Below are 14,395 nucleotides of genomic sequence, written 5' to 3'. Positions count from 1 at the left end.
GGGCCCGCCGGATCGGCTTGCCGCCCGGCTCGCACCGCACCGCCAGCCCCGGCCCCCGCGCCACGGCTTGCACCGCTCGCACCGCACCGCCAGCCCCGGCCCCCGCGCCACCGGGTCGCGCGCAGGGGCCTCAGGCCGTCCCGGGCCCCTGCGCGCACCGGTCAGCCCTGGACGCCGAGGCGCTCCAGGATCAGGTCACGGAGGGTCTTGGCGTCGGCCTGGCCACGGGTGGCCTTCATCACCGCGCCGACCAGCGCGCCGGCGGCGGCCACCTTGCCGCTGCGGATCTTGTCGGCGATGCCCGGGTTGGCGGCGATCGCCTCGTCCACGGCGGCGGTGAGCGCACCCGTGTCGGAGACCACCTCCAGGCCCCGGTTGGTCATGATCTCGGTCGGCGAACCCTCGCCGTCGACCACGCCCTCCAGCACCGTACGGGCCAGCTTGTCGTTGAGCTTGCCCGCGTCGACCAGGCCCTGGAGCTCGGCGACCTGCGCCGGGGTGGCCCCGATGTCGGCCAGCTCCACACCGGTCTCGTTGGCCCGGCGGGACAACTCGCCCAGCCACCACTTGCGGGCCGCCGCCGGGGTCGTGCCGGCCGCCACGGTCGCCTCGATCAGCTCGACCGCACCGGCGTTGAGCACCGACTGCATGTCGAGGTCGGACAGGCCCCACTGCTCCTGGAGCCGGCGACGGTGCAGCCGGGGCAGCTCCGGCAGGGCCGCCTTCAGCTCGGCGACCCAGGCGGTGTCCGGGGCGAGCGGCACCAGGTCCGGCTCCGGGAAGTACCGGTAGTCGGTGGCGGTCTCCTTGGACCGGCCCGGCGTGGTGTCGCCGGTGTCCTCGTGGAAGTGCCGGGTCTCCTGGGTGATCCGGCCACCCGCGTCGAGCACGGACGCCTGGCGCAGGATCTCCGAGCGGACCGCCCGCTCCACCGACCGCAACGAGTTGACGTTCTTGGTCTCGGTACGGGTACCCCACTCCTGGCCGGGCAGGTTGAGGGAGGTGTTGACATCGCAGCGCAGCGACCCCTCCTCCATCCGTACGTCGGAGACGCCCAGCGAGCGCAGCACGTCGCGCAGCTCGGTCACGTACGCCTTCGCCACCTCGGGGGCGAGCGCGCCGGTGCCGGGGACCGGCTTGGTGACGATCTCGACCAGCGGAATGCCGGCCCGGTTGTAGTCGACGAGCGACTCGGTCGCACCGTGGATCCGGCCGGTGGCCCCGCCGACGTGCAGCGTCTTGCCGGTGTCCTCCTCCAGGTGCACCCGCTCGATGCCGATCCGCACCAGTTCGCCGTCGACCTCGACGTCCAGGTAGCCGTCGGCGCACAGCGGCTCGTCGTACTGGCTGATCTGGAAGTCCTTCGGCATGTCCGGGTAGAAGTAGTTCTTCCGGGCGAACCGGCACCATTGCGCGATGGAGCAGTTCAGCGCCAGGCCGATCCGGATGGTCGCCTCGATGGCCGCCTTGTTGGCCACCGGCAGCGAACCGGGCAGGCCCAGGCAGACCGGGCAGACCCGGGTGTTGGGCTCGCCGCCGAAGTCGGTCGGGCAGCCGCAGAACATCTTGGTGTTCGTGCCCAGCTCGACGTGGGTCTCCAGGCCGATCACCGGCTCGTAACGCGCAACGACCTCGTCGTACGCGGGCAGTGTCGTGGTCATGAGACGCTCCAGGCGCGATCCGGACAGAACCCGTCCAGCCTAATGGGGTTGCCTAGCCGCCCCACCCCCGGGTTTCGATCCCCCTCGCCGTTGGTCAGGCTCGCCGGTAGCCCAGCCGCGTCAGCGCGTCCAGCGTGTCGGACCACCACTGCCGGTAGGCCGGAACATCATCGAGCCTGGCCAGGGAGACCAGCTCCCCCAGCTGGCCGAAGTGATCGGTGGTGGAACGACTGACCCGACCCATGATGTCGTTGAGCACCTTCTTGGGGTCGGCGATGCGCTCCACGCGTCTCGGCTGCGCGGGCAACCCCATCTCCGCATCCGTCCACCGGACGCCGAGCGCGGTGCGCAGCGCGTCGCCGTCGGTCAACAGCCAGGCCTCCGTCTCGCGGACCGGCACCACGGCGATCAGTTGCTCTGCGCGATCTCCCCACAGCTGCCGCAGCGGACGCAGCCACTCGGCGGCGACCCGGTCTGCGCTGGCACCCTGGTCGTGGTGGAAGCAGATGAGCGAGAAGCTGGCGGGATTCTGCTCGACGAGCCTGATCACATCCGCCGTCGAGCACGGACCCTTCCGGTCGCGCAGGGGCTGGACGTCGGCGACCTCGACCGCGTCCTCGAACTCCGATTGGCAGATCTCAGTAAGTGCCCTGGCCAGCAGCCTCGGCAGGAACTGGTCGTCGGTGACGCCCTCGGACACCAGCGCGGAGGTGAGGTACCGCATCAGGTGTCCAACTCCGCCATCACCTCGAACTCGGCGATCTCCCGCGGGCTCACCACGCTGCCGACGTCCAGCGCGTCCTCGATCGTCAGTTGCTGCGCACCGGCGATCGACCGCCAACGGCTGACCCGGCTACGCGCCGTGCCGCGCTGGACCCGGCTCACCACATCCATGAACACCGCATCGGGGCGCACGTGTGCCTGCGCGGGCTCCAGCGCCCGCAGAATCGCCGGCGAATGGCTGCTCAGCACCAACTGAGTCAACGCGGTGCCATCGTTGCCGGCTGCCAACGCCCTTTCGACCAGGGTCCTGAGGTATCTGACGAACTGCGCGAGGCGCTGCGGGAAGATGCCGTTCTCCGGCTCCTCGAAGCAGATGAGTCCCGCGCCGCGCGGATCGTAGAGCGCCGCCAACAGCGCGATCGCCCGGAGGGTGCCGTCCGAGGCCACCCGGGCCGAGAACGGTGCCTCCTCCCGCGTGATCACCTCCACCTGACGTTGCCGACGCGCGTCGTCCTCGGTCAACCGCACCCGGACAACGCCGGGAATGACGGCTGCCAGGTCGGCCGAGAGATCGTTCAGGGCACCCTCGGGTCGGTCCGGGCTGCCTGTCTCGTCCGCCAGCCTGCGGAGGGTGTTGGCAAGGTGTCCGCCGTTGGCGGACAGGCTGTCAGGATCGTCGTAGGAATCCGGGGCGCGCAGGGCACTCGGGTCGAGGTGCAGCAGCCGCCACGACTGCATCTCCCGCTTGAGCGCATAGAGCAGCGGAAAGTCGGTGGCGGTCGTCAGACTGGACAGCACCGTGGCAGTGGCCGCCGTGGCCGGGAGCTTCCGCTTCCGTCCCTGGTTGCCCTGCTGCCTGATGCTGAAGACCGGCCGCCCCTGGTCGTCCTGCTCGGTCTCCAACGGATCGGCACCCGTTCGATAGACCGCCAACCGCCGTCGCTGCTCCGCGGTGAACTTCTCCATCCAGGTGTCGCCCGCGCGCCGGATTCGCCGCACCGACTCACGGACGACGTACGGGCGCTGCGTCCCGCTGCTACCCGTCGATCGAAGTTCGATGGCCAGCTCGTAACGGAGCCGCGAGTGGTTGACCTCGGCGGTGTCACCGAAGGCGTCGGTGACCGAGCGGCCCAGCAACACCTCGACCGCGAACGACATCACCTCCACCGACGTGCCGTCGGTGTGCTTGTGGAAAAGGTCCGCGACATCGCCCCGCATGTGCTGGGCGGCTTCCAGGACGGGATCACCGGCCAACCTGCTCAGGAACTGGATGGCGTCGAAGAGGTTCGACTTGCCCGCCGCGTTCCATCCGATGATCACGAGAAAGGGCGGGATGTCCAACGAGAAGTCGCGGAACGACTTGAAACCGTCGATCTCGATTCGCGTCAGCATCCCGCCCGCCTCACAGTGCCGGTGGGGTGAACGTGCCGACCACGGACTCCAGCGCGGCGGCGACCCGGTACATCCGGTCGTCGGCCATCGTCGGGGCCATCACCTGGAGACCGACGGGAAGCCCGTCGGACAGGCCGCACGGCACCGAGATGCCCGGCCCGCCGTAGAGGTTCGTCGGGATGGTGAACAGGTCCGCCAGGTACATCTGGTACGGGTCGGCGGTGCGCGCCCCGATCGGGAACGCCACGAACGGCGTGGTGGGCGAGATCAGCGCGTCGACCTGCTCGAACGCCGTGGTGAAGTCCCGGGTGATCAGGGTACGGACCTTCTGCGCCTGGCCGTAGTAGGCGTCGTAGTAGCCCGAGGAGAGCGCGTACGTGCCGACCATGATCCGCCGCTTGACCTCGGGGCCGAAGCCGGCCTCACGGGTCAGCGACATGACCTCCTCCAACGACCGGTTGCCGTCGTCGCCGACCCGCAGGCCGAACCGGACACCGTCGAAGCGGGCCAGGTTGGAGGAGCACTCGCTCGGCGCGATCAGGTAGTACGCCGGCAGCGCGTACCGGAAGTGCGGGCAGGACACCTCGACGATCTCGGCGCCCAACTTGGCCAGGGTGTCCACCGACTCCCGGAACGCGGCCATCACGCCCGGCTCCGCGCCCTCACCGGTGAACTCCTTGACGATGCCGAGCCGCACCCCGGTCAGGTCGCCGGTCGCACCCCGCTTCGCGGCGGCCACCACGTCCGGCACCGGCTGCGGGATGGAGGTGGAGTCACGGGGGTCGTGCCCGCCGATGACCTGGTGCAGCAGCGCCGCGTCGAGCACGGTCCGGGCGCACGGGCCGGGGGTGTCCAGCGACGAGGAGAAGGCGACCAGGCCGTACCGGGAGGTGCCGCCGTAGGTGGGCTTCGCCCCGACGGTGCCGGTGACCGCGCCGGGCTGGCGGATCGAGCCACCGGTGTCGGAGCCGATGGCCAGCGGCGCCTCGTACGCGGCCAACGCGGCGGCGCTGCCCCCGCCGGAACCGCCGGGGATACGGGCCAGGTCCCACGGGTTGTGGGTCGGGCCGTACGCGGAGTATTCGGTGGAGGAGCCCATGGCGAACTCGTCCATGTTGGTCTTGCCGAGCATCACCGTGCCGGCCTCGCGCAGCCGCTGCACGATCGTCGCGTCGTACGGCGGACGCCAGCCTTCCAGAATCTTCGAGCCGACGGTGGTCGGCACACCCTTCGTGGTGAGCACGTCCTTCACCGCCACCGGCACGCCGGCCAGCGGGCCCAGTTCCTCGCCGGCGGCCCGGCGCTCGTCGACCGCGCGGGCCGAGGCCAGCGCCCCCTCGGCGTCGACGTGCAGGAAGGCGTGCACCCGCTCGTCGACGGCGGCGATCCGGTCCAGGTGGGCCCGGGTCACCTCGACGGCGGAGGTCTCACCGGCGGCCACCAGCCCGGCGAGGTCGGTAGCGGTCATTCTGGTCAGGTCGGTCATGCCGTCGCCTCGCTCCGCTCACCGGCGCCCCGGGCACCCGGCGCGCTGGGCTCGATGGTTCGCCTGCCGCGTCCGCTCACGACGCCACGTCCTCGTCCAGGATGCGCGGGACGCGGAACCGCTGCTCGGCGACGTCGGGGGCACCCGACAGCGCCTCCTGCGGGGTCAGTCCGGGCACCACCACGTCCTCGCGGAGCACGTTGGTCAGCGGCACCGAGTGGGAGGTCGGCGGGATGTCCGCCGCCGTGACCTCGCCGACCTGCGCGACCGACTGGAGGATCACGTCCAGTTGGCCGGCGAAGGTGTCCAACTCCTCCTCGGTGACGGCGAGCCGCGACAGTCGCGCGAGGTGCGCGACCTCCTCGCGGGAGATGGCGGCCATCGGTGCCCCCTTCGTGACTGTGCTGCTGCGTCTGGGTGTGCCGGCCACGCCGTCGGTGGGATGACGCGCGGTGACCGGAGCGAGTCTATTGTCCTGCGCTCACCCCGACGTCTCCGACTCCCCCTCACCCCGACGTCTCCGACTCCCCCTCGTCCCGACGCTCCGTCTCGTCCCGGCGGTCCGTCTCGCCCCGGTGCGGACGGGGTCGGTCAACGGGCGTGCCGGCGGGGGATCTCGGCGTCCGGGCTGGGGACCGGGCTCAACGGGCGGTAGCGGGCCAGCCAGGCGGCCAACTCCTCGGCCGGCATGGGGCGGGCGTAGAACCAGCCCTGCGCGACGTCGCAGCCGGCCGCGTACAGCAGCCGCCAGGTCCGTTCGTCCTCCACGCCCTCGGCCACCACCCGCAGGCCGAGCGCCCCGGCCAGCTCGATCGTCGACCGGACGATCGCGGCGTCGTCGGCGTCGTCGGCCATCCCCAGCACGAACGACCGGTCGACCTTCACCTCGGACAACGGCAGCCGACGCAGGTGCTGCAACGACGAGTAGCCGGTGCCGAAGTCGTCCAGCGAGATGGCCACCCCGAGCTGGTGCAGCCGGGTGATGGTGGCGAGCACCCGCCGGGGATCGGCCATCAGCGCCCCCTCGGTGATCTCCAGTTGCAGCCGCTCCGGGCGTACCCCGCAGCGGGCCAACCGGTCGGCGATCCGCTCGACGATCTCACCGGTGTGCAGGTCACGGACGCTGACGTTGAGCGCTGCCCGCAGGGTGATCCCGGCCGCCGACCACTTCGCGAGCTGCTCCACCACGTCATCGATCACCCGGTAGGTGAGCAGACGCATCACGGCGCTCTGCTCGGCGACCCGGATCAGCTCCTCCGGGTCGACCATCCCCCGGCGCGGGTGCCGCCAGCGCAGCAGCGCCTCCACCCCGACCACCTCCCCGGTGGCGATGGCGACCTGCGGTTGGTAGTACATGGTGATCTCACCGGCCTCCGCCGCCTGGTCGCCGGCCTCCGCCGCCTGGTCCTGCGGCGTCGCCGGCTCCCCGGTCGGGATGGGCGTCGCGTTCTCCGCCGGGCCGGCGACGGATGTCACGTCCGGCGTCGACGTCACCACGGGCGGCCGGTGCTCCGGGGCGCCCCGGCGGCGGACCGGGTCTGCCCCGGTGAGAATCCGGTTCAGCAGCTCGTCGGGAGGTGCCGGCGTCGGCCGGGGCCGTCGGCGCGGCAGCCACCACCGGCCCACCCCCGGGCCGCCGGCACCGCCGGCAGCAGGGCCCGAGTGCGCCCGGCCGGGGCCGGGGCCCGTGCCGCCGGGGCCGGGGGCCGAATCGGTGCCGGGGGCCGCGCCGCCGGGGCCGGGGGCCGAATCGGTGCCGGGGGCCGCGCCGCCGGGGCCGGGGGCCGAGTCGGTGCGAGGGGCCTTGACCCCGGGGACCGCGCCGTCGCCCCCGGGGGCGGGGTCCAGTCGGGGCGACAGTGCCGCGCCGTCGCCGCCCCGCACGGTCTGCCCGGCCACGGGCTTCGCTTCCAGTACGCGCCGCAGGTCGGCCAGGAGTCCCAACCGCTCGGCGGTGTGGTGGTCGGACTCGGCGGCGTAGACGGCGACGGTGTCGTTGCGATGCTTGGCGTCGTACATGGCGACGTCGGCGTGGCGCATCAGGGTGGCGTAGTCCTCGCCGTGCTCGGGGAAGAGCGCGATGCCGATCGAACCGCCGACGTCCAGCGGCAGCCCGTCCAACGACACCGGTTCGGTCAGCGCGGCGACCACCCGGCCGGCCAACTCCCGGGCCTCTTCCACGCCGTCGAGCCCACCGGCCACGATGGCGAACTCGTCCCCGCCGAGCCGCGCCAACAGGTCCCGGTCGCCGACCACCCCGGCGAGTCGGGCGCCCACCTCGACCAGCAGCCGGTCACCGACTGCGTGCCCGAGCGCGTCGTTGACGTTCTTGAACCGGTCCAGGTCGAGCAGCAGGAGCGCCATCTGCGCGCCGGGTTCACCCTTGGCGACCCGGTCGGCGTGCCGGTGCACCTGCTCGGCCACCTCGGCGAGCAACGCCTTGCGATTGGGCAGACCGGTGAGCGGGTCGAGGGCGGCGAGTTGTTCCTGCTCGTCGGAGAGGTGGGCCATCCGGTAGACCGCGAACAGCGGCACCAGCACCAGCGGGATCAGCGCGGCGCTGGCCCGCGCGGCGGTGACCAGGACCGGGGCGAGCAGCAGCAGTGAGCCGGTGGAGAGCAGTTCGAACGGCAGCCCCTGTCGGGCTGCCGGCCACCACCGGCCGCCGAAGCGCAGCCGCAGCGCGGTGCTGACCAGGCCGTAGTTGACGACGAACCAGGTGACCGTCGCGCCGCCGACCGCGAGGACGTCGGTCCAGCTCAACCGGTCGCCGTCGAACAGGCCGCCCGGTCCGAGCCGGAGCACCAGGTACGCGGCGGCGAGCGCGCAGGTGTACTGGGCCGCGTTGAAGGTGGTCCGCCAGGGGGCATGCCCCAGCCGCACGCCGGAGACGGCGACCGCGACGGTCTGCACGAGCACCGCCGGACCGAGACCCCAGCCGAGCAGGATGGCGAAGGTGAAGCAGGTGGAGGGGAAGATCGCGGAGGTCTGCCGGCGTCCCGAGGGCACGAAGGGGCGGGCGTCGCAGCCGACCGCGAGCACCGCCATCGTCCAGAACGCCGCCGGCAGCCGGTCCGGTCGATCGGCGAGGTCGACCAGCGGCATGACGGAGACCAGGACGGCCAGGCCGATCACCCCGACGACGAGACCCACGAACCGCGCCGCCCGCCCGTGCGGGAGGCAGTTGCGGGGGTCGGCGGTCTGCATCGCACCTCCCGGGCACGCCCATCAGGGTGTACGCCGGTCGCACACCTGCCACCATGAAACGCCCTTGGCACCGGGACACCCGCACGACAGCCGCGAATCGGTTGTAGTCGTGACTAAGTTGGTATACGACCTCAAGATTCACCACTCAGCCGGGCGAGCCGGACGAAAATGGTTATACCGGCCAGTGTGGGTGGAAAATGCCAGTCGAGCAATCAGGGCAATCCGGCCTGGCAGGATGGACGTGGGGATCCCAGCCTGGCGGGATGGACGTGGCGAGCCCGGCCGGCGGTGTGGAAGGGGCGAACCTGGACCGGCGGGGCGGAAAGAACGAACCTGGCCCGGCGGGGTGTAAAGGGCGCACCGGGATGGATGGGACGGAGCCGACAGTCAGCTCTCGGCGACCTGGGCCACCTCGCGGGCCGCCTCAGGGCCGGCGTCGAGCAGCACCCGGAAACCGTCCTCGTCGAGCACCGGCACCTTCAGACCGGCCGCCTTGTCCGCCTTGGAGCCGGGGTTGTCGCCCACCACCACGAAGCCGGTCTTCTTGGAGACCGAGCCGGTGACCTTCCCGCCCCGGCTCTGGATCGCCTCGGCCGCCTGGTCCCGGCTGAACCCGGCCAGGGTGCCGGTCACCACCACGGTGACCCCCTCCAGCGGGCGCGGCCCCTCGTCCACCGCCTCCTCGGCCATCCGTACGCCCGCCTGGGCCCACTTGCGGACCACGTCGCGGTGCCAGTCGACGGCGAACCACTCCTTGATGCTGGCGGCGATGGTGGGGCCGACACCGTCCACCGAGGACAGCTCCTCCTCGGCTGCCGCCTCGATCGCCTCGACGGAGCGGAAGTGCCGGGCCAGGGCCTGCGCGGCGGTGGGACCGACGTGCCGGATGGAGAGCGCCACCAGCACCCGCCACAGGTCACGTTCCCGGGCCACCGCGAGGTTGTCGAGCAGCTTGGTGGCGTTGGTGCCGAGGCTGCCGTCCTTGTTGACGAAGAACGGCGAGCGGGCCAACTGCTCGGCGTCGAGGGAGAACAGGTCGCCCTCGTCGCCGATGATCTCGGCGTCGAGCAGCGCGGCGGCCCCCTTGTAGCCGAGCACCTCGATGTCGAACGCGCCCCGCCCGGCGAGGTGGAAGACCCGCTCCCGCAGCTGCGCCGGGCAGCTGCGGGAATTGGGGCAGCGGATGTCGACGTCGCTCTCCTTGGCCGGGGCGAGCGGGGTGCCGCAGGACGGGCAGGCGGTGGGCATGACGAACGGGCGGGCATCGGCGGGACGCAGCTCGACCACCGGGCCGAGCACCTCGGGGATCACGTCGCCGGCCTTGCGCAGCACCACCGTGTCGCCGATCAGCACCCCCTTGCGCTCGACCTCGCGGGCGTTGTGCAGGGTGGCCTGGGCGACCGTCGAACCGGCCACGTGCACCGGCTCCAGCACCGCGTACGGGGTGATCCGGCCGGTCCGCCCGACGCCGACCTCGATGTCGAGCAGCTTGGTGTTGACCTCCTCCGGCGGGTACTTGAAGGCGATCGCCCAACGGGGCGCCCGGCTGGTCGAGCCGAGCCGGCCCTGGATCGGGACCGGGTCGACCTTGACCACCACGCCGTCGATCTCGTGCTCGACGTCGTGCCGGTGCTCGGCGTAGTGGGCGATGTACCCCGCCACACCGGCCAGGTCGGGCACCACCCGCCAACGGTCGCTGGTGGGCAGCCCCCAGGCCCTGAGCGCCGCGTACGACTCGGACTGGGTGGCCGGCCGGAAGCCGCTGCGGGCGCCGGTGCCGTGCACCACCAGCCGCAGTGGCCGGGAGGCGGTGATCCGCGGATCCTTCTGGCGCAGGCTGCCGGCGGCGGCGTTGCGCGGGTTGGCGAACGGGGCCTTGCCCTGCTCGACCAGGCTGGCGTTGAGGTCGGCGAAGCCGGCGACCGGGAAGTAGATCTCGCCGCGTACCTCCAGCAGCTCCGGTACGTCGGGGAACTCGTCGGACGGGGTGAGCCGGGCCGGCACGCTCCGGATGCTGCGGACGTTGGCGGTGACGTCCTCGCCGGTGCGCCCGTCACCCCGGGTGGCGGCCCGGACCAGCCGGCCCTTCTCGTAGGTCAGGTTGATGGCCAGGCCGTCGACCTTCAGCTCACAGAGGTAGGGCACCGGGCCGCCGGCGTCCCGCTCGACCCGCTCGGCCCAGGCGGCCAGTTCCTCGTCGGCGAAGGCGTTGTCCAGCGACATCATCCGCTCGGCGTGGGTGACCGGGGTGAAGTCGGTGGAGAAGGTGCCGCCGACCCGCTGGGTCGGCGAGTCGGGGGTGCGTAGCGCCGGGTACTCCGCCTCCAACGCCTCCAGCTCGCGCAGCTGCCGGTCGAACTCGGCGTCCGGGATGGTCGGCGCGTCGAGGACGTAGTAGCGGTACTGGTGTTCGGTCAACTCCTGGCTCAACGTGGCGTGCCGCTCCCGCGCCTCGGGGGTCGGCTCACCGCCGGCCGCCGCCTCCTGCGCCGCGCTGACCTGCTGGGGAATCTCTTCCTCCGACACCGTGCCGCCTCCGGACATCGTGCGAACCTCCCCGTGATCACGCTACTGGAGCACGGTAACCGGCCGGTAGGACAATCTGGCGGCTCCCCCATCGCGCCCGACGGGCGGCCGACCCCGGAGCATGCGACGATCGCCGCACGTCGGCGGTGTCGGGGCCGCCCGGATGGAGGCGGGGTACCGATGCCGGAGTGGGTGCTGTGGGGGCTGCTGATCGTCCTGGCGGTCGTCGCCGGCTGGGGCTGGAACGAGTGGCGTCGACGGGGTGGCCGGCCGTCGAGCGGCGGCCGACGCACCCGGCCGGAGCGCGGCACCCCGCCCCGGAACCGGGTGCGCCCGACCGCGCCGCCCCGCCCCCGCACCCCCACCGGTACGCCCCGACCGGGCGACATCTGGTGGGCGGACGTGCCGTTCCACGACGGCGCCGGTTCGAAGGTACGACCCTGCCTGGTGTTGCGCGCCGACGACCGGGGTGGCGAGGTGCTCAAGATCACCAGTCAGGACAAGAGCGGCCGGGACGACCACGTGCCGATCCCCACCCGTGGCTGGGATCCGGACGCCGACCACGACAGCTGGCTCGACCTTGCCGAGCCGTTGCGCATCCCGGCCGACGCCTTCTCCCGTCGGGCCGGCAGCTGCGACCCGACCCTGTGGCGGCAGGTACAGCGACTGCACGGACGGCGTAGCCCGGCCTGACCCCCGCTCCCCGAGCGGCACGGCCCGACCCGGCCCACGCCGCGAGTGCCCGATCCACGCGGTGCTCCGCCGGCGCTGCGGTACGGCGCAGACCGGGTCGGTCCCGGGCCGCGCCGCCGGCACTGCGGTAGGTGGCAGACCGGGTCAGTCCCAGGTCGCGCCGAGGGCGGCGAGTTGGTCGGCGTACTCGATGCGGGTGGACCACTCGGTCGGCCAGCCGGGCAGCCCGTGGGCCGCGCCGAGGAACGCGCCGGCCAGCGCGGCGATCGAGTCCGAGTCGCCCGCGGTGGTCGCGCCCCGGCCGATCGCCGCGACCGGGTCGTCGGCGTGCCGCAGGACGCAGAGCAGCGCGGTGGACAATGCCTCCTCGGCGACCCAGCCCTCACCGGTGTACCGGCACGGGTCACCGCCGTCGTCCGGCCGGCGCAGCGCGGCGTCGAGGCGATCCAACGCCTGAAGGCACTCGTCCCAACCCCGGGCGATGAATTCGGCCGGGGAGTCGGCCCCGGAACGCTGCCACAGGTCGCCGAGCCAGTCGCCCCGGTACGTCCGGCGCTGGGTCCGGGCCCGGTCGCCCAGCAGGCCGGGCAGCTCCGCCGGTGCCGTGCCGTCGGGCAGCAGCCGCACCGCGTACGCGGTCAGCTCGCTGGCGGCCAGACCGGTCGGGTGGCCGTGGGTGAGGCCGGCCTGGAGCTGGGACAACCCGGCGAGGGTGTCCAGGTCGACGTCGAGCAGCCCGACCGGGGTGACCCGCATGTTCGCGCCGCACCCCTTCGAGTCGATCACGGTCGCCTGCTGCCAGGGCAGCCCTCGACCCAGCTCGCCGCAGGCCCGCAGACAGGTCATCCCCGGGGCCCGGTTGTTGTCCGGGCTGGCGGCCCAGTCCAGGAAGCGCTGCCGCAACAGCGGTTCGACCGCCTCCGGCGAGTACCCGGGCGCGTCGTGCAGCGCCCACGCCACCGCGAGCGCCATCTGGGTGTCGTCGGTGACCAGCGCCGGATCACCGACCAGCTCCCGCGGCCCGCTCGGGCCGTACCGTCGGTGGATCTCCGCGACGGTGAGGAACTCGGTCGGCTTGCCGAGCGCATCGCCGTAGGCGAGCCCGAACAGCGAGCCGGAGGCGCGGCGGAGCGAGGAGTCGATCACCGACCGATCATGCCTCGCCCCCGCCACCTCGGCACGCCGGGCGGGCGGAAGCGGGCGGGAACACCGCCGGCCCTCGACCGCAGCGCGGCCGGCGGCGCTGGCGCAGCGACCGGTTGTTGCAGGCCGGATGGTGCGGAGGTCAGTCCCAGCAGAGGCAGAACGGGTGGCCCACCGGGTCGGCGTAGACCCGGAAGCCCTCTCCCTCGCCGGGCAGCCGGCAGGCGCCCAGGGCGAGCGCCGCCTTCTCGGCCACCTCGATGTCGTCGACCGTGACGTCGAGGTGGAACTGCTGCGGACGCGCCGGATCGGGCCAGGCCGGGGGAAGCAGGTCGGTCGCCTGCTGGAAGGCGAGCCGGGGTTGGCGCCCGCGCGGACCGCCGAGCACCACCCATTCGTCGCCGTCGGAATCCTCCTCGACCAGGGGCAGGCCGAGCAGCTCGGCGTAGAAGCCGGCCAGTGCCCGTGGGTCGGGACAGTCGAGGACCACGGTACGCAGTTGTCCAATCATGACCGTCATCCTGCCCGTCGGGTACGACGGGAAACCTCACTCCTCGTGCAGCCGCCGCCCGGCGTCCCGGCAGGCGGTGAGCACCTCCCGGGCGTACTCCGGGGTAGCCCCGGCCAGGCCGCAGGCCGGGGTGACCACCACCTGTTCGGCGAGTTGGCGGCGCGGAAAGCCGAGCCGGTCCCAGAGTCCGCGTACCCGATCGGCGAGTTGGGCCGAGGTCGGCGCGCGGCCGGCCGACGGCGGCTGTGTCGGTGCCACCCCGGCCAGCAGGCCGAGGCCGGCGTCGATGGCCTCGCCCAGCGGGTCCAGGTCGGTGACCAGGGCGAGGTCCAGCGCCACCCCGACCGCGCCGGCGGTGCGGATCAGCTCCAACGGCACGTCCGGCGCGCAGCAGTGCAGCACGGTCGGCACCCCGACCGCCGTGATCACCTCGCCGAGCAGGGTACGGGCGACGGCGGTGTCGACCGGCCGGTAGGTGCCCAGACCGCTCTCGGTGCGGACCCGGCCGGCCAGCGCCGCCGGCAGCGATGGCTCGTCGAGTTGGAGCAGCACCGACGCCCGGGGCAGTCGACGGGCCACCGCCGCGACGTGCAGCCGCAGCCCCTCGGCCAGGGACGCGGTCAGCTCCCGCACCGCGCCCGGGTCGCGCAGCAGCCGACCGCCGATCGGCAGCTCCACCGCCGTGGCCATGGTGAACGGCCCCGCCGCCTGCACCTTCACCGGCCCGGCGTACGCCTCGGCCTGCTCGGCGAGCTGGTCGAGGTCACGTTCCAGCAGGTCCCGGGCGCGACGCAGGTCCCGACCGGGGCGGGGGGCGATCCGCCAACGGGCGGCGTACAACTCGACCGGCAGCTCGACGAGGAGCCCACCGGTACGCCCGATCAGGTCGGCGCCCGGCCCTCGGGCGGGCAACTCGGGCAGGTGGGGCAGGCCGGGCAGTTCACCGAGGACGATCCGTTGCGCCTCGGCGATGTCGGTGCCGGGCAGCGAACCGATGCCGGTCGCCGCTCCCGTCGGCCAGGGCCAGAGCTGCTGTTGGGTCACGGCCGAAGG

Annotated in this window: 11 protein-coding genes; 1 reads left to right on the top strand and 10 read right to left on the bottom strand. The window is 72.8% G+C overall.

Going from position 1 to position 14,395, the window contains the following annotated elements; translation table 11 throughout:
* Positions 1–161: 161 nt before the first annotated feature.
* From gatB to ligA, 7 genes are all read right to left on the bottom strand, one after another.
* Positions 162–1,661 carry an Asp-tRNA(Asn)/Glu-tRNA(Gln) amidotransferase subunit GatB gene (gene gatB, locus ACIG87_RS18960; protein ID WP_396851923.1) on the bottom strand — a complete coding sequence of 500 codons (1,500 nt, stop codon included), beginning with the start codon at positions 1,659–1,661 and terminating at the stop codon, positions 162–164.
* A gap of 94 nt (positions 1,662–1,755) precedes the next feature.
* Complete coding sequence (locus ACIG87_RS18955; RefSeq protein ID WP_396851921.1) at positions 1,756–2,385, bottom strand: hypothetical protein; 630 nt, start codon at positions 2,383–2,385, stop codon at positions 1,756–1,758.
* Positions 2,385–3,776 (bottom strand): AAA family ATPase, encoded by a 1,392-nt coding sequence (locus tag ACIG87_RS18950; protein WP_396851919.1) that lies wholly within the window; start codon positions 3,774–3,776, stop codon positions 2,385–2,387. The genes ACIG87_RS18955 and ACIG87_RS18950 overlap by 1 nt, the downstream gene beginning before the upstream one ends.
* A gap of 10 nt (positions 3,777–3,786) precedes the next feature.
* A complete protein-coding gene (gene gatA / locus ACIG87_RS18945) occupies positions 3,787–5,262 on the bottom strand; it encodes an Asp-tRNA(Asn)/Glu-tRNA(Gln) amidotransferase subunit GatA (RefSeq protein WP_396851918.1) in 1,476 nt (491 codons plus the stop codon).
* A 76-nt stretch (positions 5,263–5,338) separates the two neighbouring features.
* Positions 5,339–5,644, bottom strand: coding sequence for an Asp-tRNA(Asn)/Glu-tRNA(Gln) amidotransferase subunit GatC (gene gatC / locus ACIG87_RS18940; RefSeq protein WP_067307096.1), 306 nt, complete (start codon positions 5,642–5,644; stop codon positions 5,339–5,341).
* 209 nt (positions 5,645–5,853) lie between these two features.
* Positions 5,854–8,469, bottom strand: a complete 2,616-nt coding sequence (locus ACIG87_RS18935; protein ID WP_396851917.1) for a putative bifunctional diguanylate cyclase/phosphodiesterase — start codon at positions 8,467–8,469, stop codon at positions 5,854–5,856.
* Between the two features lie 387 nt (positions 8,470–8,856).
* Positions 8,857–11,013 (bottom strand): NAD-dependent DNA ligase LigA, encoded by a 2,157-nt coding sequence (gene ligA / locus ACIG87_RS18930; protein WP_396851916.1) that lies wholly within the window; start codon positions 11,011–11,013, stop codon positions 8,857–8,859.
* Between the two features lie 162 nt (positions 11,014–11,175).
* Between ligA and ACIG87_RS18925 the strand changes: the two genes are divergently transcribed.
* Positions 11,176–11,688 (top strand): type II toxin-antitoxin system PemK/MazF family toxin, encoded by a 513-nt coding sequence (locus ACIG87_RS18925; RefSeq protein ID WP_396851915.1) that lies wholly within the window; start codon positions 11,176–11,178, stop codon positions 11,686–11,688.
* A 144-nt stretch (positions 11,689–11,832) separates the two neighbouring features.
* On the opposite strand, the gene ACIG87_RS18920 is transcribed toward ACIG87_RS18925, so the two are convergent.
* The 3 genes from ACIG87_RS18920 to ACIG87_RS18910 form a co-directional block, all read right to left on the bottom strand.
* Positions 11,833–12,834, bottom strand: a complete 1,002-nt coding sequence (locus ACIG87_RS18920) for an ADP-ribosylglycohydrolase family protein (RefSeq protein ID WP_396851914.1) — start codon at positions 12,832–12,834, stop codon at positions 11,833–11,835.
* Between the two features lie 139 nt (positions 12,835–12,973).
* Positions 12,974–13,342 (bottom strand): VOC family protein, encoded by a 369-nt coding sequence (locus tag ACIG87_RS18915; RefSeq protein ID WP_396851913.1) that lies wholly within the window; start codon positions 13,340–13,342, stop codon positions 12,974–12,976.
* Positions 13,343–13,378: 36 nt separating this feature from the next.
* The gene (locus ACIG87_RS18910) at positions 13,379–14,386 is read right to left on the bottom strand and encodes a methionine synthase (protein WP_396851911.1); all 1,008 of its coding nucleotides are present in this window, start codon (positions 14,384–14,386) and stop codon (positions 13,379–13,381) included.
* Positions 14,387–14,395 lie beyond the last annotated feature (9 nt).

The organism is Micromonospora sp. NPDC051925 (genome assembly GCF_044548625.1).
GTDB lineage: Bacteria > Actinomycetota > Actinomycetes > Mycobacteriales > Micromonosporaceae > Micromonospora.
Note: the sequence above shows the minus strand (reverse complement) of the source record. Positions and strands in the feature narration are given on the sequence as shown.

Coding starts and splice junctions, on each gene's coding strand:
- gatB (WP_396851923.1), bottom strand. CDS start 1,661: ATGACCACGACACTGCCCGCGTACGACGAGGTCGTTGCGCGTTACGAG.
- ACIG87_RS18955 (WP_396851921.1), bottom strand. CDS start 2,385: ATGCGGTACCTCACCTCCGCGCTGGTGTCCGAGGGCGTCACCGACGAC.
- ACIG87_RS18950 (WP_396851919.1), bottom strand. CDS start 3,776: ATGCTGACGCGAATCGAGATCGACGGTTTCAAGTCGTTCCGCGACTTC.
- gatA (WP_396851918.1), bottom strand. CDS start 5,262: ATGACCGACCTGACCAGAATGACCGCTACCGACCTCGCCGGGCTGGTG.
- gatC (WP_067307096.1), bottom strand. CDS start 5,644: ATGGCCGCCATCTCCCGCGAGGAGGTCGCGCACCTCGCGCGACTGTCG.
- ACIG87_RS18935 (WP_396851917.1), bottom strand. CDS start 8,469: ATGCAGACCGCCGACCCCCGCAACTGCCTCCCGCACGGGCGGGCGGCG.
- ligA (WP_396851916.1), bottom strand. CDS start 11,013: ATGTCCGGAGGCGGCACGGTGTCGGAGGAAGAGATTCCCCAGCAGGTC.
- ACIG87_RS18925 (WP_396851915.1), top strand. CDS start 11,176: ATGCCGGAGTGGGTGCTGTGGGGGCTGCTGATCGTCCTGGCGGTCGTC.
- ACIG87_RS18915 (WP_396851913.1), bottom strand. CDS start 13,342: ATGATTGGACAACTGCGTACCGTGGTCCTCGACTGTCCCGACCCACGG.